The sequence below is a fragment of the Vibrio sp. R15-SG3-ISO1A genome (assembly GCF_059833955.1).
Map to the genome: position 1 here is coordinate 1 of NZ_JCBDGH010000094.1, position 25244 is coordinate 25244.

22 protein-coding genes are annotated in these 25244 nt (G+C 49.2%); 17 read left to right on the plus strand and 5 right to left on the minus strand.

Features of this window, described 5'->3' with window-relative positions; genetic code table 11:
• Positions 1–1119: c-type cytochrome biogenesis protein CcmI (gene ccmI, locus AC6R0L_RS17020; protein WP_500629902.1), on the plus strand; the 1119-nt coding region annotated here is incomplete at its 5' end.
• A 66-nt stretch (positions 1120–1185) separates the two neighbouring features.
• Entirely contained in the window at positions 1186–1944 is a 759-nt protein-coding gene (locus tag AC6R0L_RS17025) for an MlaA family lipoprotein (RefSeq protein ID WP_500629903.1), read from the plus strand.
• An 82-nt stretch (positions 1945–2026) separates the two neighbouring features.
• Here the strand turns inward: AC6R0L_RS17025 and AC6R0L_RS17030 are convergent, their stop codons facing one another.
• The 4 genes from AC6R0L_RS17030 to AC6R0L_RS17045 form a co-directional block, all read right to left on the minus strand.
• The gene (locus tag AC6R0L_RS17030; protein ID WP_500629904.1) at positions 2027–3325 is read right to left on the minus strand and encodes an outer membrane protein transport protein; all 1299 of its coding nucleotides are present in this window, start codon (positions 3323–3325) and stop codon (positions 2027–2029) included.
• A 297-nt stretch (positions 3326–3622) separates the two neighbouring features.
• Positions 3623–4909: an outer membrane protein transport protein gene (locus AC6R0L_RS17035; RefSeq protein WP_500629905.1), complete on the minus strand. Its 1287-nt coding sequence runs from the start codon at positions 4907–4909 to the stop codon at positions 3623–3625.
• Positions 4910–5173: 264 nt separating this feature from the next.
• Entirely contained in the window at positions 5174–5905 is a 732-nt protein-coding gene (locus AC6R0L_RS17040; protein WP_500629906.1) for a DUF3379 domain-containing protein, read from the minus strand.
• Positions 5898–6404 carry a sigma-70 family RNA polymerase sigma factor gene (locus AC6R0L_RS17045; RefSeq protein WP_334551485.1) on the minus strand — a complete coding sequence of 169 codons (507 nt, stop codon included), beginning with the start codon at positions 6402–6404 and terminating at the stop codon, positions 5898–5900. The genes AC6R0L_RS17040 and AC6R0L_RS17045 overlap by 8 nt, the downstream gene beginning before the upstream one ends.
• 552 nt (positions 6405–6956) lie before the next feature.
• On the opposite strand from AC6R0L_RS17045, the gene AC6R0L_RS17050 reads away from it, so the two are divergent.
• The 10 genes from AC6R0L_RS17050 to AC6R0L_RS17095 all read left to right on the plus strand — a co-directional run bounded on the left by AC6R0L_RS17050 (position 6957) and on the right by AC6R0L_RS17095 (position 19931).
• Positions 6957–7622 carry a response regulator transcription factor gene (locus AC6R0L_RS17050; protein ID WP_500625786.1) on the plus strand — a complete coding sequence of 222 codons (666 nt, stop codon included), beginning with the start codon at positions 6957–6959 and terminating at the stop codon, positions 7620–7622.
• Positions 7619–9064, plus strand: coding sequence for a sensor histidine kinase (locus AC6R0L_RS17055; RefSeq protein ID WP_500629907.1), 1446 nt, complete (start codon positions 7619–7621; stop codon positions 9062–9064). Before AC6R0L_RS17050 ends, AC6R0L_RS17055 begins: the two co-directional genes overlap by 4 nt.
• Positions 9061–10110, plus strand: coding sequence for an ABC transporter substrate-binding protein (locus AC6R0L_RS17060; protein WP_500629908.1), 1050 nt, complete (start codon positions 9061–9063; stop codon positions 10108–10110). The genes AC6R0L_RS17055 and AC6R0L_RS17060 overlap by 4 nt, the downstream gene beginning before the upstream one ends.
• Positions 10111–10211: 101 nt before the next feature.
• The gene (locus AC6R0L_RS17065; protein ID WP_500629909.1) at positions 10212–11282 is read left to right on the plus strand and encodes a 4-oxalomesaconate tautomerase; all 1071 of its coding nucleotides are present in this window, start codon (positions 10212–10214) and stop codon (positions 11280–11282) included.
• A gap of 182 nt (positions 11283–11464) precedes the next feature.
• Positions 11465–12583 carry a Bug family tripartite tricarboxylate transporter substrate binding protein gene (locus AC6R0L_RS17070; protein WP_500629910.1) on the plus strand — a complete coding sequence of 373 codons (1119 nt, stop codon included), beginning with the start codon at positions 11465–11467 and terminating at the stop codon, positions 12581–12583.
• A 103-nt stretch (positions 12584–12686) separates the two neighbouring features.
• The gene (locus AC6R0L_RS17075) at positions 12687–14669 is read left to right on the plus strand and encodes a tripartite tricarboxylate transporter permease (RefSeq protein WP_500629911.1); all 1983 of its coding nucleotides are present in this window, start codon (positions 12687–12689) and stop codon (positions 14667–14669) included.
• A 5-nt stretch (positions 14670–14674) separates the two neighbouring features.
• Complete coding sequence (locus tag AC6R0L_RS17080) at positions 14675–15526, plus strand: universal stress protein (protein WP_500629912.1); 852 nt, start codon at positions 14675–14677, stop codon at positions 15524–15526.
• A 291-nt stretch (positions 15527–15817) separates the two neighbouring features.
• Positions 15818–17125, plus strand: a complete 1308-nt coding sequence (gene fadI, locus AC6R0L_RS17085) for an acetyl-CoA C-acyltransferase FadI (RefSeq protein WP_334551079.1) — start codon at positions 15818–15820, stop codon at positions 17123–17125.
• The gene (gene fadJ / locus AC6R0L_RS17090) at positions 17125–19251 is read left to right on the plus strand and encodes a fatty acid oxidation complex subunit alpha FadJ (RefSeq protein ID WP_500629913.1); all 2127 of its coding nucleotides are present in this window, start codon (positions 17125–17127) and stop codon (positions 19249–19251) included. The genes fadI and fadJ overlap by 1 nt, the downstream gene beginning before the upstream one ends.
• A gap of 131 nt (positions 19252–19382) precedes the next feature.
• Positions 19383–19931, plus strand: a complete 549-nt coding sequence (locus AC6R0L_RS17095) for an NAD(P)H nitroreductase (protein WP_500629914.1) — start codon at positions 19383–19385, stop codon at positions 19929–19931.
• Positions 19932–19985: 54 nt separating this feature from the next.
• Here AC6R0L_RS17095 and AC6R0L_RS17100 read toward each other — a convergent pair whose 3' ends face one another.
• Complete coding sequence (locus tag AC6R0L_RS17100) at positions 19986–20861, minus strand: LysR family transcriptional regulator (protein WP_500629915.1); 876 nt, start codon at positions 20859–20861, stop codon at positions 19986–19988.
• A gap of 241 nt (positions 20862–21102) precedes the next feature.
• Here AC6R0L_RS17100 and AC6R0L_RS17105 point away from each other — a divergent pair, with 241 nt between their 5' ends.
• The 5 genes from AC6R0L_RS17105 to dnaX form a co-directional block, all read left to right on the plus strand.
• Entirely contained in the window at positions 21103–22203 is a 1101-nt protein-coding gene (locus tag AC6R0L_RS17105; RefSeq protein ID WP_500629916.1) for a response regulator, read from the plus strand.
• Between the two features lie 242 nt (positions 22204–22445).
• A complete protein-coding gene (locus AC6R0L_RS17110) occupies positions 22446–22577 on the plus strand; it encodes a hypothetical protein (protein ID WP_334551071.1) in 132 nt (43 codons plus the stop codon).
• 7 nt (positions 22578–22584) lie between these two features.
• Positions 22585–22989, plus strand: coding sequence for a YbaN family protein (locus tag AC6R0L_RS17115; RefSeq protein ID WP_500629918.1), 405 nt, complete (start codon positions 22585–22587; stop codon positions 22987–22989).
• Positions 22990–23158: 169 nt separating this feature from the next.
• Positions 23159–23704, plus strand: a complete 546-nt coding sequence (gene apt / locus AC6R0L_RS17120; protein WP_334551070.1) for an adenine phosphoribosyltransferase — start codon at positions 23159–23161, stop codon at positions 23702–23704.
• A gap of 12 nt (positions 23705–23716) precedes the next feature.
• On the plus strand, positions 23717–25244 hold a 1528-nt coding region (gene dnaX, locus AC6R0L_RS17125; protein WP_500629917.1), incomplete at its 3' end, for a DNA polymerase III subunit gamma/tau.

Here is a 25244-nt window from a genome sequence, read left to right on the forward strand (position 1 = left end):
CTGCGTGACGAGCTCAATAAAGCGTTTTACAAAGACCGTCTCTCGGAACTTGCTGAAGAAACCGATGAAGGCTTGGTGGAGAACCAACAAGAGCTCATCGACGATCTTAAGCAGTCCCTGCTCGATGACATCCCTGCCAAAGAGGGGGGCGCTGATAGCGCGACTATCAAGCCGGTCTGGGTGCTAGTGCCATCATTTGCGCTGGTCATTGCGCTCTCTTATGCGATGTATTTCCAGTTTGGTGGTGCTAATCAAGTCAACGAATGGCAGCAAGTGAGTGCAAACTTGCCTGCGCTATCGAAAAAGCTCATGTCGCCGGAAGGCGCCAGTTTGAGTGATGACGAGATGAAAGACTTAACCTTGGCGTTGAGAACCCGCCTTCATTATCAACCGGATGATTCAACGGGTTGGTTGCTACTCGGTCGTATTGGCCTCGCTAATCGTGATGTGGATACGGCGATCGGTGCGATGAAAAAAGCTTATCGTCTAGAACCCGAGAACACCGATGTTCAACTGGGCTATGCCCAAGCCTTGATGCTCTCTCAAGATGAGTTTGATCAAAACCGTGCTCGTACCTTGCTTTCCGAGTTGGTTCAGCAAGAGTACGTCGACTTGCGCGTGTTCTCTTTGCTCGCGTTTGATGCTTATGAGCGTCAGGACTTCCCAGCGGCGATTCGTTACTGGGGCGTGATGCAGCAGATGATCGGCCCTGACGATAGCCGTTATGAGATGCTCTCGCGCAGTATCGACAACGCACGCAAGCAGATGGGGCAAGCGATAGGTAACGGCCAATCTGTGGCGGTGACGATTGCGCTTGACCCTAGTATACAAGCCGATCCGAACGCTTCGCTCATTGTGTCAGTGCACAGCGCTGATGGTGCGCCTATGCCAGTCGCAGCAGCGCGCTACCCCGTTGGGAGTTTCCCGCGCACTGTCGTGTTGGATGACAGCAACAGCATGTTGGAAGCACGTAAACTCTCATCGCTCGATGCGTTGATGGTGCGTGTGCGCATTGACAGCGATGGCAATGTTGCCACCAAAGCAGGGGACTGGTTTGGCGAGAGCGAAGCGGTTAAGATAGGGGAACCAGTTGAAGTGCTAATAGATAAGCAATACTAATTCCCAATGCTTATGGATTAACAAAAAGCCGGTCACGACCGGCTTTTTTCATGGAAAGAGATAATAATGATAGATAAAACGTCTCGAACCGGATTGTTACTTTGCTCAGCGTTAGTGATGTCAGGGTGTGCTAGCCAGCCTGATGCTTCCTCGGCTTATGACGACTCTGGTCCGTATGACCCCATCGAAGGGTTTAACCGAACCATGTGGACCCTTAATTACGATTACTTGGATCCTTACTTGGTGCGACCCGTATCGCTCGCCTACGTTGATTATGTTCCGACGCCAATTCGTTCTGGTATCGGGAACTTCTTAGGCAACTTAGATGAGCCATCGAGCGTGATCAACAACCTGGTTATGGGCAATGGTGAAAAAGCGCTCGATCACTTTAATCGATTCCTGATCAACAGTACGCTGGGTTTGCTGGGTTTGATTGACGTGGCGTCTGCGGCGGGTATCACCGACCACAACGAAAAAACGTTCAGTGATGCGGTGGGTCACTACGGGGTCGGCAATGGTCCCTATGTCATGGTGCCGGGCTATGGCCCTTGGACAGTGCGAGAGACCGCGGATTTTGTCGACAGTGCTTACGTACCACTTTCGTTGCTGAATTTTTGGGGCGCGTTAGGTAAATGGGCTCTGGAAGGGATGGAAACCCGTGCAGCGCTGGTGAATCAAGAAGTGATGTTGGAAAACTCTCCTGACCCTTACGCACTGACGCGTGATGCGTATCTTCAACGCCAAGACTTTAACGCCGAGATAGAACAAGAAGCGTTCAATGAGGAAGAAGAAGCATATCTTGATGAATATCTACAAGATTTCTGACTACTTGACGTTGATAAAGTAAAAGGGCTTGGTCACTGACCAAGCCCTTTTCGTATAAAGGCGAAGTATTTAAGGGTATGCGTTAGAAGGTGTAGTTCGCTTGTACACCGACGATGATCACGTGCCCTGATGTTTGCCCTACAAACTGTCCAGCAAGTTCTTCAGCGGTGTCATCGGAATCGTAGCCGCGAGATTCGGTGATAGGCGCATCTTTTGCGAACACGTAAGTGAAGCCACCATCCAACGTGAATTGCTTGGTAAACGCGTAACTGGCGCCAACGCTCAGCCAAGTACGGTCTGTCTCCGGAATAGTAATGGTGCGGTTTTTGTCACTCACCGCTGACATGTCATACGCGACACCCGCTCGTAACGCCAATTTCGGATCCCACTGGTAGGTCGTACCTAGCGCAAAACGGTAGTTGTCTTCCCAATTTTCTACCTTGATGGTTTGCGATGGCAAGGTGTCTAAATCGGCGTAAAGTTGCTTGAATGAGCTCCAATCCGTCCAGTTTGCACTGGCGTGAATTGCCACTTTTTCAGTCAACTGGTGGAAGCTGGCGAGTTCAGCAGTGGCGGGCAACGTTAAATCAATAGAGCCTGTGCTGGAGGCAATTGCAGTACCAGTAAAGATGTTGGCTGAACCGGTAAGTTTGAGATCAACCGCCGATTTGTAGGCAAAGCCCACACGGTTACGCTCATCGATTTGCCAAGCGGCACCAAGTTGCCAGCCCCAAGCGGTGTCATCGCCTTCCATATATTTGAGGGTCGTGCCTTGCGGGAGGCCATAAACATTGTTTGTTGGCGCCGTTGCGCCAAAGCTTCCTTCGCCCATCACGTAACGTAGGCCACCACCGATGCTCACCGCATCATTGATTTGATACGCAGCGTTTAGGTTGGCTTCCATCGTGATCACACTGGCTTCATTACCAAAGTGAGAAGCGGCGAAATCGGTACCCAGATCAGTCTCCATGCCGTAGTTGGTGCCGAATGCGGCGCCAACAAAGAACTGCTCAGAATACTGGTGAGAAACGTAAAAGTTAGGGATAACGGCATCGTGAGCAAAGTCAGACGACGTGGCATTCGAACTCGGTAACGTTGGATTAACCGATGTTGAACCATCTACAGTACCGCTAACATCCACATTCGGGTCCACATACACAGCGCCCACAGAGAGCTGCGTCCCTTTTAGATAAGTCAGCATGGCAGGGTTGCGCCATTGGGCACTGGCGTTGTCTGCCATCGCCGCTTCACCGGCGTACGCTCGACCTAGGCCTGTTGCGGAGTACTCGGCGAGCTGAAAGCCAGCCGCAGACACGTGTGTGGCGCTGGTCATCAGAGTGCCAGCCACTGCAAGAGAAAGAAGTGTTTTATTGGTTTTCATTTTTATGTTCGCTGATTGTCGTTGACTTTGGTCGTGTGATGATAAAGTTAGAGCAATCACTTTAAAAATAAAAAACAAGCTATTGATGGTTTTTAGAATAAAAATCTAACCATAGTGAAATTATATAATTAAAATGTTGTTTGTTAATGGTGTGTTTCTAAATTTGAGCGTACATCTGTAGGGTCAATTGGAGGGTTCAGGTTACACGTGTAGCCTGAATAGGAAGTGAAGTGATTGAATACGAAATTAAAAAAGGCCGCGAGAGCGGCCTTTGAAGGTATAGCGTGTTCGCTGTGCTTAGAAGCTGCGGCTGTATTGTAGGCCTAGTAGGATAGCATCTGCGCGAGTTGTTCCTTCAACTGAAGAAAGAAGCATTGACGGCATCTGCGGGTTGTAGGTTTCTTCTTTAACATCAACATCCGCACCAATTAAATATGTAAAGCCGAAGTCGATGTTTGATTTGCTATCAATATGGTAGGTGAAGCCTGCAGACAACCAGTTTCTATCCGAATCAGGTACTGAAATTGACGTAAGTTCATCCTGAGCACTGGTATCATGCATATAGCCTGCACGCAGTGTCCAATCTTTGTTCATATAATAAGTACCACCAATGGAGTAGTGCATTCCATTCTGCCATTCGTAATCGTTAAGCTTTCCAGCTTTCTCCGCTTGCAGCTTGTCGAATGAACTCCATCCAATCCACTGTACGCTATAGTGAACTGCAAACTTGTCAGCTAGGCGGTGATAACCCGAGAATTCAGCGATGTCAGGTAAAGGCATGTATAAGGTATCGTTACTGTAAGTAGTACCTAGTTTGGTGATATCGCCTTCAGCCTCGAGTTCCGGGCTATATCTGTATGAAAATCCGAAGCGGTTTTTGTCGTTTAACTCATAGACTGTGCCTAAGTTAAAACCTACTGCCCAGCCATCAGCGGTTGTATCCAGAGCTTTGAATGATGTTGACTGACGTTGAGTAAGGACTGCTGACAAAGTTGGGCTCGCTGTGCGTTGAAGCTTGCCCTTTCCGTAAATCAGGTCTAATCCGGCACCAAAACTCCATTGATCGTTGAGCCTATAGGAGCCAGCCAATCCTAGATTAAAACTTTTTACATCGGTTAAGCCACCGTATTCCGAAGCTGCATAATCATCAGAGAACTCAGTTTTAGTACCAAAGTTTGTGTAAGCGTTGACGCCCCAAGCAAACTTATCGTTGACAGGTACAATCAAATGAATGTTAGGCGCAATAGACGTATCCCCTGCGTCATCATAATCTGCGGATGATGTGCTATATGATTGTCCGTTGAATACGGTGTATTGTGCGTCTTTTACTTCAATCATTGAAGTAATAGAAACAAAACCTAGAGATAAAGATGTTTCATCAAACAGCGCCATCGCTGCTGGGTTACGTGCCATTACTGATGCGTTATCAGCAATAACCGCATCACCTGCGAATGCACGGCCAAGGCCGGTCGCTGATTGTGCGTTAAGTTGGAAACCGGCGGCCATCGCTTGCTGTGAAGCCATTGCCGTTGATGCGATAGTCACTGCTAGCAGTGATTTTTTAAACAGACGCGTCTTGTTCATTTGTGCTTTTTCCTTTTTGTTCGTCTCTTTCGGACGTTATATTTGAGCAAAAGCTCAGTGGTGGCTGATCCTAGAGGCAATTATAGGAGATACATATCCGACCATTGCGTAGTTGGCAGATAAAATTAGCGAAATGACGGTTATCTGGCAGGAAAATCCTACAAAATGGCTGTTTTTAGAGTGTAAGCTCTAATTTTATGCTAAAAAAATGGCCTGAGAGGGGATCTCAGGCCATGATCTTGCTCACAAAATGTTATCAGGTTGTTAACTCATCGGCTTGATGATATCCATCAAGGTTTGCGCGATGTTCGCCACATCTTCGCCTTTGTCTCCAACCAGAATCAGGCTGTTATTCCCAATCGGCTCAACAATGCCCGCCATACCCTGTTTCTCAAAGGCAAAGGCTTTGTCACTGGCGATACCGGTTAAGAACAGCGTCACTTTGCCTTGCGTCCCTTTAAAGACCATATGCACCGCATTGGCATCGCCAAAGCCACAGTGGTTAAGGTAGTAGACATGGTAAGGGAACTGCTCAATCAAGTGTTTTTTAAACGGCACCATTTTGGCGTTGATTTGCGACGATTGGACTTGTTCATCCAACACAAACACGAAGCCTTTTTCATCAAACACATGTTGAATAGCGGTATCCGCTAAATTGGCGTTCGCGGGTGATACCACTAAATTGCCCCAGTTGACTTGGCCAACCAGTAGACCAGCGACAAAGGCGACCGAGGCAGCCATTGCCATGGCACGTTTAACGAATGTCGGGCGAACGACATTGTCTTCTTTGATTGCCGCGGATTGATTAAACAAAATGCGGTCAGCGAGCCCATCGGGTACATCGACCTTCATGGCATTGGCAATGAGGGTATCGAGTTCAAGAATATCATCGGCAAACTTGGCATTCTTGCTGTCGGCTTTGATCGCTTCGTTGATTTGTGAGTCACGCTGTTTTGGGTCGGACATAATACGACGACGGAATTCTAACTCATCCATTTTTTTGCCCCCTTGCGCTGTCATCAGAATCTAACATCTCTTTAAGTTGGTTACGCGCTCGAAAAAGCCGTGTCATGACGGTGTTTTTGTTCAAAGACAAAATCTCGCCAATCTCTTCACCACTGAACCCTCCTACCACTTGAAGGAAGAGGGGCTCACGGTATTCTTCTTCTAGCTTCATGATTTGCGCTTGGATCCACTGGGTTTGATGATGTGGGTCATCGCTCACTTTGGCTTCGCCGCTGTAATCATCGATATCCACGAGATCAAACTGCTTACGCTCAAAACGACGCGCATTCTCACGGCGCAAGATGGTGATCAGCCAAGACTTGGCTGCCTTTTCATCTTGCAAACTGTCCAGTGACTTCCAAGCTCTTAGGCAGGTTTCCTGCACCAAATCTTCCGCGATGGTTGGGTCTTTGCAGAGCCAATACGCATAGCGGTAGAGATCTCGGTGATAGGCACGAACCAGCGCTTCATATTTTCTTTGTCTGTCCATATCCGAGTTGACCGGAGTGTCGGACTTTTTCTTTCCAAAAAACGAAATTATTGACACACGAGCCTCCTAGTATGCTCCGTGGTGCTCATTATGGCTGATAAAACCCTCTTTATATATTGAAGCAAAGTGGCGCACAGTGCGATAAAAAGAGAGAAATCCCATTAAAATTGATCTACTTCAAAAAGAGGCAAGCGGCAACAGGTATAGTAACTCCTGTCATCTAGTCGGCATCTGCTGACAAGTTGAGCAAGATGACACTTCCTTTTGAAGGCTGACTTTACTTTCTCCTAATCAGGAAACTGATTATTTTCAATTGGCGTAAGTTAATTGCTTTATACATTCCGACCACACAGTTCTGTGTGGTTTTTTTTTTGCCTCGAGAAAATGCCCGGCGCAGCAACGCTGTTCTCCCGTTTAGGCGGCTGTGTTTGATGATCACAGTGTTTGGCAAAAGCCGACAACCTGGATTGTCACCTTACCTTGTCTGATGTTATAAACTGAGGATAAAAGTGATGCATTTGTTGCATTGCCTACAAGGAAAGTTGAGGACCGATGAGAATCTTGATAGTGGAAGATGATCGTTTGATCAGCCAATCATTGGAGCAGCGCTTCACTGATTTAGGTCATGGAGTTGATTGTGCCTACGATGGAAAAGTGGCGTATGCCTTGGTCGCTCATACTCAATACGACTTAATCATCTTGGATTTGAATCTTCCGCATCGTTCTGGAGAAGAGATTACAAAAAAAATTCGCCAACGTTACGATACGCCTATTTTGATACTGACGGCGAGAAACGAGGTGCTCGATAGAATCCAACTGCTTGACTTAGGTGCGGATGATTACCTTTGTAAGCCTTTTGACTTGGGTGAACTAGAGGCGCGATGCCGTTCTATTGTGCGTAGGAGTCAAGGGCAAGATCACAACCTTATCGAATTTGGTGACATCTGTTTTGACGCAGCGAGTGCCACGGTGCAGGTGAAGGGTAAGACGGTGGAGCTCAAACAGCGAGAGTATCGCTTGTTGGAAGTGTTTCTCGGTCACCCGAATCGCGTTCTCAGCAAAGAAGAGATCATCGACCATCTGTATGGCTATGACAATCCGCCGAATCTGAACGCAATTGAGACATACGTAGGTCGTCTCAGAAAAGCGTTGTCCGAGAGTGAGGTGGAGATCAAAACACTACGTGGCCTTGGGTATGTGATGGCCAAAGCAGGATGATCGCCTCATTGCCCGTTTTTCAGGGATTTTCTACTCGTTCTTTACGTTTTCAGCTTGTTGTTTATGCGACGATGTTGCTGCTGTTCATTGGCTTGCTCTCTATGCTCGCTGTCAAGCGCTATGCGTATCAGACAGCGCAAATTGCGTTCGATCGCCCGCTCGCCAACTCAGCGTTACAAATTTTAGAGCAGGTAAGGTTTGAGCACCTGCAAGTCAGCGTTGACCTGCCTTTCTCTGCGTTTGCCGGTTTATCAGATTCTCCCAGGGACAAAGTATTTTATGCTGTTGTCATCAATCACGATGAATTTATCACGGGCTATGCTTCCTTGCTCAGCGATACAACAATTCAATCACACATTCAGCAATATCCCGTACAGTTAGAGATCAAACCCCATTTTTTCTACCACACCATGTTTGATGAGTATGTACGCTTTGCCTTGGTCAGCCGCTCCGTGAACACCAGTGAGGGGGCGCAAGTGGTCTCGGTATTGGTGGGTCAGACGGTTCAAGCCAGGACGCATTGGGAAAAAGAGCTATCAGATGTGGCATTCAAGCTATTGGTCGGTGTGGTCTGTTGTGCCCTTGTGGTGATTCTCGTACTGATTGCCATGGTACTTAAACCTTTAAACGTGATTAACCAGAAAATCGCCAGTCGCTCAAATGTGGATCTCACACCCATCGATATGGATGCACCTGAGGAAGTGTCCCACTTGATTGAGACCGTTAACACCTTTATGTCTCAGTTGGATGACACGCTGACAAACCTGAAAAACTTTACTGGAGAAGCGGCGCATCAGTTGAAAACCCCGCTTGCCGGCATGCGCGCGCAAGTCGGTTTGATTCTGAGTCGAGATCACAATGAGGCGACCGCACAATCGTTAGCGAACGTGCTCAAGGCGTGCGATGTGCTCGAACGGACCATTGATCAATTGCTTAATCACGCAACCATTAAGCACCGATATCGAAGTGTTGAGCCTCAGTGGGTGAACATGAATCAGTTAACGGCAGCTGTGTGTCGTTCGTTGGCGATGAATGCGTTGGCAAAGGAGATAGAGCTAAGTTATGACGCGGACACGGCCTTTTCTGTACGCGGGGATGCCTTTGCACTTGAGCAAATGCTGACGAACCTCGTTGAAAATGCCATTAAATACTCGCCAGCATCCAGTCGAGTGGAAGTGGAAGTCAGCCATATGGGTAGCAAAGCCGTCGTGGTGATACGTGATTTCGGCCCCGGTATTAGCGATGCTGATAAGCCTTTGGTGTTTGATCGTTTTTATCGTATCGCGGGGACCGACGAAGCCGGTACCGGTCTGGGGATGAGTATTGCGGCTGACGTAGCGAAGAAGATGCAAGCCGTATTGTTGCTAAAAGACAGTGTCCCAACGGGGCTGACGGTAGAAATACAGTTTCCTTATACAGCGTGGCAAGAGGTAAGCGAATGAAGCGTATCGGGTGGTTAGCGGTTGCGCTCCTATGGTCTGGTTTCAGTGCGGCTGATGAGGCTTCGTTGCCACTGCGGATCTATGGCGCGGCATATCAGTCAGAAATGAAGCCGATGCTGGATGATTTTAAAATGCGTCACCCAGAGGTTAAGATCGATTACCGCTGGATGAGCAGTAATGATCTAGACCGGTATGTTCGCGATAACATTCAGCCACAGCCCGATATCACCATCAGTTCCGTGATGGATTTGCAACTGCGGCTAGTGAATGATGGCTACGCATTGCCTCATCAGGTCGCGATGTCGAGCTACGGTACTTCGCAGAGTGTATTGCCGGAGTGGAGTCAATGGCGTGATGAGTTGTTTGGTTTTAGCTTTGAGCCTGCAGTTTTAGTGTTTAATAAAGCCTTCATTGACGGTAAGGTGCCCCCAATGAACCGCGTTGAATTATTGAGCTTTATCCGTCAATACAGCAGTGAGTTAGTCGGGAAAATCGGCCTGTTTGATATCCGCCGAGTGGGGATCGGTTATTTACTTTGGTCTTTTGAAAGGCAGCAGGCAAGAAATTACGGTCAGTTTCTTGAGCTGTTTAATTCCGCCCAGGCACGCACTTTTGGTAGCACCCGTTCGATGCTTAAAGCGGCCAGTGAGGGTGAGCTTCTTATGGCTTACAACGTGCTCGGATCATACGCTAGAAGCTGGCAAGAGTTGGATGACAACATCGTGATCGTGTCGCTGACAGACTACACACCCGTAATCATTCGCAGCGCCTTTATCAATAAAACCACTCAACAGCCCGATACCGCAAAAGCCTTCATTGATTACATCTTGTCTTTGTCTGGCCAATGGGTCATGGCTGAACAAACCAATATGCCGCCGATTCGCACAGATATTACTAGTGAAAAATCCGCCGCATATTTACGTCAACACTATGCAGATCAACTGAACCCAATTCCTCTGGACGTGCGACTCATGGTGTTCTCAGATCAGAGTAAACGGGAGGTGGTGACGACAGAGTGGGAGAGCGCTCTCAAAAATTACGATTGAGTTGTCCACGCATGCGTGTGTCAGTTCGGTGACAGGTTCGTTTCGTAGCCTTACGCAGCCATTTCAAGCAGGAAGTGGTGTGATTGCTAAGGAGCGAAGGAATGACACACTCTCATCTAATTCCCTGCATGCTTATTCGGGGTGGCACCTCGAAGGGCGCGTATTTTCTTTCACAAGATCTCCCCAGTGACCCAGATGAACGTGATGCGTTGCTGATACGCATCATGGGATCAGGTGATGTCCAGCAAATCAATGGTATTGGTGGGGGCACCACGTTGACCAGTAAGGTGGCGATCGTCTCGTTGTCTGACTCGCTAGGAGTCGATCTTGACTATCTGTTTGCTCAAGTTGGCGTGGAGGAGAAGATCGTGGATACCAAACCCTCCTGCGGCAACATCTTGTCTGGAATCATTGCGTTTGCAACCGAAAAGAATCTTATCTCACTTCAAGACGGTACGACGACGGTCCGAGTCAAGAACGTCAATACCAACACCATCATAGAAGTCACAGCCGAAACGCCGAATCGACGCTTAAAGTTCGATGGGGATGTCACGGTTGATGGCGTCCCTGGCACGGGCTCACCAGTCTTGTTGAACTTCCTTGACGTGGGCGGAGCAAAAACCGGGGCGCTGTTCCCAACGGGTCAACGTCAACAACGCATTCTTGATGTCGATGTAACCTGCATTGATGCCGCTGTTCCTATGGTGCATATACCAGCATCAGCGCTGGGCATTATGGGTACAGAGAGCAAAGCCGACATTGATGCGAATCATGATCTACTGGCACGCATCGAAGCGATTCGCATTGAGGCGGGTGAGCTGATGGGGCTAGGTGATGTTCGCTCGAGCGTTATCCCTAAAGTGTCCATTGTGTCCGCACCTCAATCCGGTGGAACCATTACCTCTCGCTATTTAGTCCCCCACAATTGCCATGCCAGTCATGCGGTGACCGGCGCTATTTGTGTTGCGTCTGCCTGTTTGATTCCCGGTACGGTCACTCACTCGCTGGCAGCGCCGAGCAAAGATGAGCGTGTAGTGGTTGAGCACCCAAGCGGAAAAATTGATGTGCAAATGAGTATTTTAGAAGGTGAAGGAGAGCCGATCATCGCTCAAGCGGCGTTAGTCAGAACGTCTCGGCCTTTGTTCAAGGGCGAGGTGTTTGTTAGCCACTAATGTGTCTGCTAGCAAACGGCTTCGCACTCTCGTCGTAAAGTCGATCTATGTAACATTTTTGTTAATGAGGTTGTCCTTGTCAGTTTGATGACAGGTTGAGTGATTAGTGTTAACGCATCGCAATATTGGGCGATAGATAACAAGATTAACGAGAAGCAATCAAAGGATTTGAGGAGGCATTCATGCCAATGAGCAAACCCACTTACCCCCAGTTTATTCGCCGTACTACGGCACTGTTTTCCGCAATGGTTGCCCTAGGGGTCGCCTCTCTGAGCCCGTCGGTACTGGCAGAGGATGTCTCTTTTGATGGCGAGCGTGCTCAAATTACCGTCCCATATAAAGAGGGAGGTGGTACGGATACCTGGGCACGATTTTTTGCTCCTTACTTTAGCCAAACGCTGCCTGGCGAGCCTGTAGTCGTGGTCAAAAATGTGCCTGGTGGCGGTTCAACTAAAGGAGCTAACCAATTTGCCCGTAGAGCCAAAGACAACGGTTTGGATGTCCTCGCGAGCTCCGCATCGACTCAGTTTACTTATCTGCTCGGTGACCGCCGTGTCAAATACGATTACAACGATTGGGATGTCGTGATGGCGTCGCCTACCGGCGGTGTGATTTACGTATCTCCGAGTACTGGTATCAACAATGCGGATGATTTTGTTGCCAACCTAGGCTCAGTAGAGTTTCAGTATGCCAGTCAAGGTGCGACAACGATTGATTTGGTGCCTTTGTTAGCGCTTGATCTATTGGGTGCTGATGTCAAAGCTGTCTTTGGTATGAAAGGTCGTGGTGCTGGTCGCCTCGCTTTTGAACGTGGCGAAGTCAATTTAGATTCTCAGACCAGTTCTGCCTATTTGAAGAAGGTAACCCCGCTGGTAGAGGAAGGCAAAGCGATCCCAATCTTTAGTTTGGGTGTGTTGGATGACAACGGTCAACTTCAGCGCGATCCTAACTTCCCCGATATTCCACACTTCGCTGAGGTCTATCAGAAAGCCAATGGGGACATGAATGCCCAAGGTTTCAAAGTTTGGCGCTCTTTCTTTGTCGCAGGTTTCGTGGCTCAGAAAATGTTTTTCCTTCCTGATTCAACGCCAGAAGCGGTCAAACAAGCCTGGCGTGATGCAGCAAAAACCTTCGTTGCAGATGAAGAGTTCCAAGCTCGAGCTAAAGACGTACTGGGTAACTATCAACAGCTAACGGGCGAGGAGGCAGACAAAGCGGTAGAAGCGATTCTGTCACTCGATGAGAGCAGCAAAGAGTGGGTCGCTCAATGGCTTGCTGACAAGTACAACACCAAACTGTAACTCTCAATGAGCAGCGTTCTGAGCGCTGCTCTTCTCTCTCATTCCTCGATTTAGTTGTCCCTCTATTCTCCGTCTGACGACGTTGGCGTTCAAAGGTTCTACGATGTTTAGTGAATTGTTTTTGGCCCTAGAGACCATACTTACCGTCCAGCACATTACCTACATGTTAGGGGGCGTGATGCTGGGCTTAGCGATCGGTATATTCCCAGGTTTAGGGGGGATTGCGGGTCTTTCATTGTTGCTGCCGTTTCTGTATGGCATGGATCCGGTTTCAGCACTCGCGATGTTGATAGGTTTGGTTGCCGTTATCCCTACCTCTGATACCTTCACCTCTGTATTGATGGGAATTCCCGGTTCGAGTGGCTCACAAGCGACCGTACTGGATGGTTTTCCTATGGCAAAGAAAGGGCAAGCTGCGCGAGCGTTATCTGCGGCGTTCACCTCATCTTTGTTTGGTGGCTTGTTCGGTGCTGTGGTTCTGACTGGCTTTGTGCTGGTGGCTCGTCCGGTGATTTTAGCATTTGGCTCTGGTGAGCTGTTTATGCTGACGTTACTTGGTCTGACCATGGTGGGCTCTCTAGCAGGAAGAAGTTTAGTCAAAGGCTTATCGGCCTGTGGTTTGGGTGTGATGCTGGGTAGTGTCGGCAGTGCGCCAGCCACCGGCGAATATAGAATGGTGTTTGATAATTTCTATTTGATGGACGGCATTCCACTTGTTGTCGTGGGCTTGGGAATTTTCGCTTTGCCAGAGATCATCGATCTCCTTCGCCAAAACAAGCCAATAGCCAGTGCCAGCAAACTCGGTTCCGGATGGCTATCTGGGGTAAAAGATTTCTTCGAAAACAAGTGGCTTGCTCTACGATGTAGTGTTATTGGCTGCATCATCGGTGCTTTGCCAGGTTTGGGGGGAAGTGTGGTCGATTGGATAGCCTACGGACACGCAGTGCAAACCACGAAGGACAAGCCTGATTTTGGCCAGGGGGATGTGCGTGGCATCATTGCACCTGAGTCATCAAACAACGCGAAAGAGGGCGGTGGTTTAGTGCCGACTCTGCTGTTTGGTATTCCTGGATCTGGTGGTATGGCGGTGTTTTTGGGTGGCATGGTATTGGTCGGTTTGGAGCCTGGACCAGCGATGGTCAGCACTGATTTAGACATTACTTACACGATTGTTTGGTCCTTAGCGCTTGCCAACGTGTTTGGTGCAGGTGCTTGTATGCTGATTTCGCCATGGGTTGCTAAGTTGACCACCATTCGCTATGCCTTACTCGCTCCTTTTATGGTTATGGTGATCTGTTTTGCAGCGTTTCAAGCTACCCGCGATTTAGGGGACTTGGTGACACTGTTAGCAGTCGGTGTATTGGGCGTGCTTATGAAACGATTTGATTGGCCTCGTCCTGCGTTTCTTATCGGCTTTGTTCTTTCTGCCGGAATGGAAACCTATTTATATCAAGCGGTTCAATTTGATGGTGCAGCGTTCTTACTTCGTCCCGGCGTAATGATCATTGGTGCGCTCACATTACTTTCACTCGTTTTTATGATCCGACAAAATATAAAGAAGCGCGAGCAATCGACCAACGAAGCGTCCTCCACTCCTGCTCCACGTACCCCTCAATTAGCATTTGCGGTCGTGGTGAACTTGGCTTTCGCTTACGGTATCTATGATGGATATCAGCAGAGTTTCCTAGGGGGCATTTTCCCAATTGTCGTGGCGAGTGGTATGTGGTTGCTTTCCGCTGTGGTGATTGTGCAGTTACTGACGCACACCTCATCATCACCGATTTACTTTGATAACGAATATGAGCAAGGCTACGCGTTTGATGACAACACGTCATCGATGATGCACTACCTCTACTGGTTGGCGGGTTTGGTGATCGGGTGCTTTTTAGTTGGCTATGTCATCTCAATTAGTGTGTTCTTCTGTTTATTCTTGATGAATAAAGCGGGTCTGAGCTTATGGCGATCTTTCGCAACGACGACATTGGCATGCGGATTTCTACTTGGTTTGACCCATCTTATGTTGTTGGATTTGCCCATCGGCCTATTGCAGGACGCCGTGGATCTACCTTGGCCATTCGGAGGATAACCTAGATGTCTATTAAATCGATCATCATGCCTTTTGCCTCGCAAGAGGATGGAGATACCCGCCTCGAGGGAGGCTTACATGTGGCCAAGTTTTTTCTGGCACACTTGGATGTATTGCACGCACAAGTGGGGTCTGAGCAACTGATGCCCCACGAGCAGCGGCTCGTGTCACGCAAATTCTATGACCAGATAGGTAAAATTGTTCGCGACTACGTCAGTAATGATATGTCGCAAGCTAAGTCGCGATTTTCTGAGTTATGTCAATCACTTAATGTGATTGAGGGCGAGTCGACTCTCAACCAAACCAGTGCCACTTGGCATGATATTTTTGGCTATCGTGGTGAGGTGGTGGCGGAGCGCGGTAAAGTATCGGACATCATCATTATTCCTAAATCGCTAACAGGGCGCACAAGCGTCAGCTTTGAAGCGGCGATAGAGCATGGCGGCAAACCGGTTCTAGTGATGCCGAGGACGCAGACGCATTTTGCACCTAAGACGGTAATGATTGCGTGGAATGGCGATGAAGCAGCAGCAAACGCAGTAAGTTCTGCATTACCGCTGCTCAAACTTGTCGATAATGTCGTGGTTGCGACCAGTGAGCGCTCATTAGCGAAAAAGCCGACGCAAATCGATCTCGCTACCTACCTTGCACGACACGGAGTGGATGCGGAATGTTTGACGTTTACCCGAGCGAGAAGAAACACGGCCTCGCAGTTGCTTGAGGTGGCAAGTGAAATCAAAGCGGATGTCGTGGTTGCCGGCGCGTTTGCACACCAGAAACTTCATCAGAAGGTGTTTGGGGGCGTAACTAACCAATTACTCTCAAGTGCCACGATCCCTTTGTGGATGATGAGTTAACTACGCGATTCACCGCATTGTTCAATGACAGCTGCGTGACAGCTTGAACGTGTACTCTAACTAAAAGACTGGTTAACACCTAATCCATCCGCCCAAGAAAAATGCAGGGTTTACTCCTCCTTGTGTTGTGTTAACCAGTCTTTTCCTTTTCCTGACTTTACTCCCATTTACCGCCTCCAAACCCTCTGCTACTTTTCCATCATAAATCACGTTTATTTAAACGGCCGTTTGATTGCTTTAACAATCTCGTTACAATGGTGTGGTCAGACCTCTCATGATTAAGGAGAAACAATGGGCAAGCAGGAATTAAAGACCCGCTCGGGCGAACGCATCGCCATCGTTGCCGGTTTACGCACGCCGTTTGCACGTCAAAGTACGGAATTTAGCCAGGTCCCCGCGGTGGATCTGGGCAAAATGGTGGTCAGCGATATGTTGGCCAAAACGGACATCGATCCTGCGTTGATCGATCAGGTGGTGTTTGGCCAAGTGGTTCAAATGCCAGAGGCCCCCAACATTGCCCGAGAAATTGTACTGGGCACCGGGATGAATATTCATACCGACGCCTACAGTGTGACTCGCGCCTGTGCGACCAGTTTCCAATCTGCCGTGAATGTGGCGGAAAGCATTATGTCCGGTACGATTGATATCGGTATTGCCGGTGGCGCGGATTCATCGTCTGTGTTGCCTATTGGTGTTTCGAAAAAGCTCGCCGCGAACTTGCTGGCGCTAAGCAAAACGAAGACGCTAGGTCAAAAGCTTAACATTCTTAAAACTTTGTCATTGAAAGATCTCATGCCGGTGCCACCAGCGGTCGCAGAATATTCCACCGGCCTTTCTATGGGGCAAACGGCGGAGCAAATGGCGAAGTCACACGGCATTTCTCGCCAAGAGCAAGACGCGTTAGCGCACCGTTCGCATACGCTAGCGGCAAAAGCGTGGGAAGAGGGGAAAATTCGCGATGAAGTGATGACCGCTTTCCCAGAGCCGTACAAAAAATGGATCGCCGAAGACAACAACATTCGCCGCGATTCGACCTTAGAAGGCTACGCCAAGCTTCGTCCTGCGTTCGATCGTAAGTTTGGTAGCGTCACAGCGGCAAACAGTACGCCACTAACGGACGGCGCCGCCGCGATTATGTTGATGCGAGAAGGGCGCGCTAAGGAGCTTGGGCTTGAGATCATGGGTTACATCCGTTCTTACGCCTTCTCGGCGATTGGCGTTGAAACCGACATGTTGATGGGGCCATCGTACGCCACACCGGTTGCACTCGACCGAGCGGGTATTACGCTGTCTGATTTGACCTTGATCGATATGCACGAAGCGTTCGCCGCTCAGGCGCTATCGAACGTGAAGATGTTTGCGAGCGATAAGTTTGCCCAAGAGAAATTGGGTCGATCAAAAGCCATCGGTGAGATTGATATGGATAAGTTTAACGTTCTAGGTGGTTCGATTGCCTACGGACACCCATTCGCGGCGACGGGCGCTCGCATGATTACGCAAACGCTGCGTGAGTTGCAACGCCGTGGCGGTGGATTGGCATTGAATACCGCCTGTGCAGCAGGTGGATTGGGCGCAGCAATGGTTCTGGAGGTCGAATAATGAGTGAGCAAAAAGCATTTAACTTAACCATTGATGAGCAAAACATCGCTTGGCTGGCGATTGATGTGCCCGGCGAGAAAATGAACACGCTGCAAGCGGCGTTTGCCGATGAAATGGCCGCTATCTTTGATGAGCTCGGTGACAAGCAGTCTACCCTCAAAGGCATGGTGGTCCACTCTCTCAAGCCGGACAACTTTATTGCTGGCGCCGATGTACGTATGTTGGACGCCTGTCAAAGTGCTGCAGAAGCGCAAGCGTTAGCGCAACAAGGTCAGCAGATGTTCGCGACATTATCGGATCTGCCTTTTCCTGTTGTCGCAGCGATTCATGGCCCGTGTTTGGGCGGCGGCTTAGAGCTTGCTTTGGCGTGTGATTATCGTGTTTGTAGTGATGATGATGCGACTAGACTGGGTCTACCTGAAGTTCAACTTGGACTTTTGCCAGGCTCGGGCGGCACGCAAAGACTGCCTCGCTTGATTGGTTTGCTGCCATCACTGGATTTGATTTTGACCGGTAAACAGTTGCGAGCGAAAAAAGCGGGCAAATTGGGCGTGGTGGATGCGGTGGTACCGCAGACTATCTTGCTCGATGTGGCGAAAGGCTTGATTGAAAAATCATCGCCGAAGCGAAAAAGTGGCAAAAAAGCATCGACAAAAGAAAAGCTGATGGCGCACACCGGGTTGGGCCGCAAGGTGATCTTTGAACAAGCTGGCAAGAAAACCCACGCAAAAACGCGCGGCAATTACCCAGCGGCAGAGGCGATTTTAGACGTCATTCGTTACGGACTTGAGCACGGCTTCGATAAAGGGTTACAGAAAGAAGCGCAGCGCTTTGGTGAGTTGGTGATGACTTCAGAATCGAAGGCATTGCGCTCGATTTTCTTTGCGACCACTGAAATGAAAAAAGACAACGGCAGTGATGCTACGCCGCGCAAGATTCAGCGCGCCGCCGTGCTAGGTGGTGGCTTGATGGGGGCGGGCATTAGTCACGTTAGTGTGGCGAAAGCGAAAGTTCCTGTCCGGATAAAAGATGTGTCAAACGATGGCGTTCTTAACGCTTTGCAATACAACTACAAGTTGTTCGACAAGCAGCGTCAACGTCGTATTCTTTCCAAAGCGCAGCTGCAATCGAAAATGGTGCAGCTGTCGGGTGGCACCGATTTTACCGGCTTCAAAAACACGGACATCGTGATTGAAGCGGTATTTGAAGATTTGACACTCAAGCAGCAAATGGTGGCGGATGTGGAAGCCAATGGCCATGAAGAGACCATTTTTGCCACCAATACGTCATCATTGCCGATCCACCAAATTGCTGCCGAGGCTAAGCAGCCTGAGAAAGTCGTCGGGTTGCACTACTTCAGCCCGGTGGAAAAAATGCCGCTGGTTGAGGTGATCCCACACGAAGGCACGTCGGATGAAACGGTTGCCACCGTGGTCGCTTTTGCTCGCAAACAAGGCAAAACGCCGATTGTGGTCAAAGATTGCGCAGGCTTTTACGTTAACCGTATTTTAGCGCCTTACATGAATGAAGCGGCGCAAGTGCTGATGGCGGGTGAACCGATTGAACAGTTAGATAAAGCGCTGCTTAACTTCGGCTTCCCAGTTGGCCCGATTACGTTGTTGGATGAAGTTGGCGTCGATATCGGCGCGAAAATTATGCCTATCTTGGTCAAAGAACTCGGCGCGCGTTTCCAAGGCCCAGATGTGTTTGACATCTTACTCAATGATGGCCGTAAAGGGCGCAAGAGTGGCAAAGGCTTCTACACCTACAAAGGGAAGAAGAAAGAGGTCGATAAGTCCGTGTACAAACTGCTGAAATTGACCCCGGAATCTAACCTTGCTGAGAAAGACATCGCCATGCGTTGTGTGCTGCCGATGCTCAACGAAGCGGTCCGCTGTCTGGATGAGGGCATTATTCGCAGCCCTAGAGATGGTGACATCGGGGCGATTTTCGGTATTGGTTTCCCTCCATTCTTAGGTGGCCCTTTCCGCTACATGGACCAAATTGGCGTGAAGAAGCTGGTGGATATCATGAACGACCACGCACAAAAATACGGGGACCGATTCGCGCCATGCGATGGGCTGTTAACACGTGCGGGTTTGGATAAGCCCTTCTACAGCAACTAGTTTTTTCTCAAAATAAAAAGCGAGCCTGGGTAATAGGCTCGCTTTTTTTGTTTGACGCGTTACTATTTATAACGATAAGCAGCCAACCATAGGCTGGCGAGTGTCTCGAATATAATCATTAAGGATATCAAATGGATGCGCTTGATTTACTGCTCAACCGTCGCTCAGTCGGCAAACTGTCTGCCCCGGCTCCTGAGGGAGTCGCATTAGAAAACATCATTCGCGCAGGCCTGCGTGCGCCGGATCATGCGGGGTTGACGCCGTGGCGTTTCGTGATTGCTCAAGGGGAAGGGCTCAATAAGCTGTCTGCGATTTTGCACCGTGCTGCGGTGGCGGACAATAGTGATGACGCCGTGCTTGAAAAAGTGAAAAATGCGCCTTTTCGCGCGCCTATGGTGATCACAGTGATCGCCAAAGTGACGGAGCACGACAAAGTGCCAGTACTTGAGCAGCACCTATCTGCAGGTTGTGCCGTGCAAGCGATGCAGATGGCGGCGGTCGCACAGGGCTTCCAAGGGTTCTGGCGCTCTGGTCCTTGGATGTTCCACCCGAATGTGCATCAAGCTTTTGGCTTGCAGGGAGAAGATCAAATCGTCGGATTCCTCTATCTTGGTACGCCCGATAGTGAGCCAATGAAAGTGCCCCATCGCGAGTTGAGTAAATTCGTCGAGTATTTGTAATCCTTGACGGACAAAGAAAGAAAAGCGCCTGATTGAAAACAATCAGGCGCTTTTTTAATGCAGGTTGAACGCGATCACGAAGTCGATGAATAAACGGACTTTCTCGGGTAAGTGGTCTTTGTGGTTATACAGCATATAAATATCACGAGGGTTAGCGATCCAGTCATCGAGCACTTGGACAAGGCTGCCATCCTCAATGTACTCGCGAATCATCACATCTGGCATGAGCGTAATGCCAAGCCCTTCAGAACACGCGCTGCGAACGACATTGAGCGTATTGGCTTGGAAGCGGCCTTTATCATTATTGACCACCACTTCGCCATTGTGATTTTTGAGTTGCCATTTGAGCAGCGGCGAACCTTTGAGCAGTGCATGCTGGCCCAACTCTTCGGCGTGTTTCGGTGCAGGATGTAGGCGCAAATACGTTGGACTGGCAACCAAAATGTCTTTGACCGAGCTAATTTTACGTGCAATCAGGCTTGAATCTCTCTGCGGCCCCACTCGGAAAATGACATCCCACTCGGTGGGATCAAGGTGGTCGGATTGCGTGCTGGTATCAAGCTCTATATGGATATCAGGGTATTGAAGCATAAACGCATTGAACATCGGCATCATCATGCGTTTGGTTAGATTGGAAGGAGAGGTAATACGAATTTTACCCGCAGCGCCACGACATTCATCAGAGATCTCCTCTGCTGTTATCGTCAGACGGTTGAGCAGGGGAGAGCACTCATTGAAAAAGCGCTCACCCGCCTCAGTCAGTGACAGCTTTCTTGCATGTCGATTGAGCAAGCGAAGGTTAAGTGAGTCTTCCAGCGCTTGAATTCGTCGAGTGATCGTGGCGACCGGAATCATGGTTTTACGGGAAGTTGCGGTATAGCTTCCATTTTCTACCACCAGTCTAAATAGGTTGAGATCATCTAATTTCATTCTGTCGAACACACTTTGGTTACGAATTTAGGTAATTTATCTTTATATATCATGTCAAAGCTTGAGGCACATCAACAACTTCACCGATCTTACCGGATTCATACATATAGTAGCTATCCCTCATTTACGGTGGAATATTTGTATAAATGGGCCGTGGCGACTACTTTTTAAGAAGTGTTTCAAACAAGCAGTTAATAATAACAATAATGTTGATAATCCAAATTTGGGTGAGGCAAGGTTTATGCACAAATCAGTTCAGGTGGCCTCGGTGGTGAATCCGCGACTGGCTGCAAGTCAAAAGCTCATTATGGTCGTTGATGACGATCCTATCTTTCGTCGCATTACGACGGGATTCCTAACCGCACAAGGTTATGAAGTCGTTGAGGCTTCAGATGGCTTAGAAGGTTTAAAGCAGTTGAGGGAACATTCCCCCGACCTCATTTTATGTGATCTGTCGATGCCGGTGCTTGATGGTATCGAGTTTGTCGAGGAGGTGAGCCTGGAGTACCCGTCTATGCCGCTTATTGTTGTATCGGCGACCGATGAGATGTCTGATGTGGCGAAAGCGCTGCGTTACGGCATCAAAGATTTCCTTCCTAAACCGATTTCCAACTACGAACACCTCGCCAACGCCATTGAAGTGACGTTGGAGGATTCTGACAACCACCTCAGTGATCTCAGGGATTTTTCCAGTCAGTGGTTTCGTGTCGATAGCGGGGATATGCCTGAGGAGCAAGAGCTTCATTGGCACTTGGAGTTTCTAGAGGATAACCCAAGTGCGGCCAAAGATTTACTCCATGCGCTGCTGCCAGACAAAGACACCGCACAAGGGGATTGGAAGTGCAGTTACCGCTTACTGCAATCGACGGATGTGATGCCTTTGGTGTTTGATTATGCCTGGCTTATGAACGGTCAATTTGCTTTCTATTTGGTGGATTCGGCCAGTAGCCATCATCATGGCCCAGCGGCGACGCTGCTGGTTCGCGCTTTGTTCCATGATTATCTGCGTAACCTCAAATCCTTCAATGCGGATTTGAAAGATCTGGCGGATATTCTAGAGAAAGGCATGCAGTGCTCCGACTGCGGCGTACCGGTGAAAGCCTTGTTTGGGGTGGCAGATCTTTGCTCAGGAAAGCTGTCTTTGCTACCTGCCGGGCTGGATGCACAGTGGTCGAATGGGTACCAATCTCAACATATCCCTTCTGGCGTCAAGTTGGGAGAAAACTGCGCTAAAAACTTCATCACCACCGATCTCTCGATACAGTCGGCGTGTCAGCTATCCCTAAGCCGCCTGGGTTCTAGCAGCTTTACTTTAGACATCTTCCGTGGTGGCAGCGCCTAAACGCATCCATGTATTCCCCCAAATAGTGATCAATCCCAAAGGCCTTATTCGCCTTTGGGGTTGATGGGTTACCTCCTCTCATTTCATCAATAACCTTACACCTGCTCGGTGTTTATGCTTTAACCATTAAGGTATAGTCTCGCCAAACAAAAATAACCCTAAAACGCAGGGCAGCACTTGCGTTAATGGGACTTTCATTATTGAAAGAAACGTATCGCCACCTACCAAAAGAGAAGCAGCCCATGGCAGACAAAGATTTTAAAGAACCGTATAATATTTTTTACTTTTTAGGCTTTATTGCAGCCCTGTTGATCCCAACGCTTCCCGCGACCTTGACTTGGATTCGCGTGTTCAACGGATACGCAGGCTTCTAACGCAGTTCTGGAGCATACCATTCCTCTACGCAGATTCTTTTTCTATGTTGTTGGTGTGCTCAGTTTATGCCTAGGCATACTGGGCATCTTCCTTCCTGTTCTTCCTACCACACCGTTTATTTTGCTCTCTAGCGCCTGTTTCATGCGCAGCAGTCCACGCTTTCACCGCTGGCTTCATCAACACCGGACGTTTGGGCCTATCATTATCAATTGGCATCAGAACCGGGCGGTAACGCGCGGTGTAAAACAGCGCGGCGCGCTCGCGATGGTACTCAGTTTTAGCTTCTCAATTTGGGTTGTCTCTCACCTATGGCTGAAAGCGATGTTGGTGGTGATGCTGGTGATTTTACTCAGTTGGTTCTTGCGTCTTCCTGTGATGGAGCCGCTTGCCGATAGAGAAGAAAATCACTAAGATTACCCAGAAGTGTGCCCACTCTATTGGTGGGCGTTTGTTTTTTATACGAACCGTATTTTAGTCAGTGATTTGGTCAGATACCGGATCCGAGTGGCACAAAACCCATTATTAAGTGGCCGATGATAACAATGATAGGCGCCCACTTAGCCAAAGTAAGTAATGAACTATGACAACTGAAACGATCGCATTCATCAAATCTAGCATCAAAAGCATTCCAGACTATCCAAAGCCAGGCATTCTATTCCGTGATGTCACGAGCTTGATGGAGAACGCCAAAGCCTACCAAGCCACGATCCAACTTTTAGTGGATAAATATAAAGATCAAGGCTTTACCAAAGTCGTTGGTACAGAAGCACGTGGCTTCTTGTTTGGTGCACCGTTGGCGTTGGAGCTTGGTGTGGGTTTTGTCCCTGTGCGTAAACCGGGCAAACTACCGCGTAACACCATCGCACAATCTTACGAATTGGAGTATGGCGTTGATACGCTAGAGATTCATACCGATGCTATCTCAGAAGGTGACAAGGTGCTGGTGGTGGACGATTTGCTCGCAACCGGCGGGACCATCGAAGCGACCACCAAACTGATCAGACAGTTAGGTGGCGTGGTCGAACATGCGGCGTTTGTCATCAATCTACCTGAAATCGGTGGCGATAAACGTCTGCAAGGTCTCGGCCTTACGGTTTACAGCATCTGTGAATTTGACGGTCATTAATCGGAATTATTCATGAGTTATCTTGCTTTAGCGCGAAAGTGGCGTCCAACCAAATTCAGTGAAGTGGTGGGTCAAGCGCACGTTTTGACGGCGCTTGAAAATGCACTCGCTCAAAATCGTCTCCACCATGCGTACTTGTTCAGTGGTACGCGAGGTGTCGGTAAAACCTCGATTGGGCGACTGTTTGCCAAAGGTCTAAATTGTGAAACGGGTATTACTGCCAACCCTTGTGGTCAGTGTGATACGTGTCAAGAGATAGACCAAGGGCGCTTTGTGGATCTATTAGAGATCGACGCGGCGTCGCGCACCAAAGTGGAAGATACTCGAGAGTTATTGGACAACGTCCAGTACAAGCCAGCGCGTGGACGCTTTAAAGTGTACCTGATTGACGAGGTGCACATGCTCTCTCGTCATAGCTTTAACGCGCTGCTGAAAACATTGGAAGAGCCGCCTGAGTACGTGAAGTTTATTCTGGCGACCACCGATCCGCAAAAACTGCCTGTGACGATTTTGTCGCGTTGTCTGCAGTTTCATCTTAAGCCGATTACGGTCGATGCCATTCATCAACAGCTGGATCATATCCTTGCACAGGAACAAGTGACTGCGCAGGCACGCGCATTGGGTATGATTGCCCATGCGGCGGATGGCAGTATGCGTGATGCACTCAGTTTGACTGACCAAGCGATTGCTCTTGGCAATGGCAGTATCAGCCAAGAAAGCGTGGCGCACATGTTGGGTACACTCGACACCGATCAAGCCTTGCATCTGCTGCAAGCGATCAGCTCGAAATCGGTGGATGTGGTGATGTCGAGTGTGGAGCAAATGGCGCAAAACGGTGTGGATTGGGATGGATTGTTGCAACAACTCGCCAGTCAATTGCATCGATTAGCCATGGTGCAGGCTTTGCCATCCTCGCTTGATAAAGGCCAGCCTGACGCTGACAAGGTCGTGCAGCTGAGCAAAGCGTTAACGCCGCAAGATATTCAACTGTTCTACCAAATTGCGTTGAAAGGGCGTGAAGACATCGCGTTGGCGCCGTCAGAGCGCATTGGTTTAGAGATGGTGCTGTTGCGCATGGTGGCATTTAGGCCACAAGAGGTGTCGCAAGCCAATATGATCTCAACGTCCAGCGCACCTGTCGCAGAGGCGCCAGCGTCAAAGGCACCGGTGCCATCTGCAGCGCCACCAGTCAGCCATGCTGCGCCTCAAGCGCCGATGTCCTCTCCAGCGGTCTCGCCTCAGCCTGAAGTAGCGCCACCTAAAGCGCCATCGCAGCCAATGCCAAGCGCACCGTCGTATGAGCCACCGATGGCCGATTACGACATGCCACCGCATGACGATATGCATGACGCGTCTGGGTATGACAGAGATGAGTATACACAGATGACGCCCGCTTCGGCCCCACAAGCCCCAGCAGCGCCAACACCGCCTCCGACGCAGAAGCCGGCGTCAAGCGGGGTGAGCGGCGGCATTAGTGGTTTACGTCATCAATTGCGCTCACAGCGTCAAGGGCGCAGCTCGCCAGGCGCGTCAACAAAAA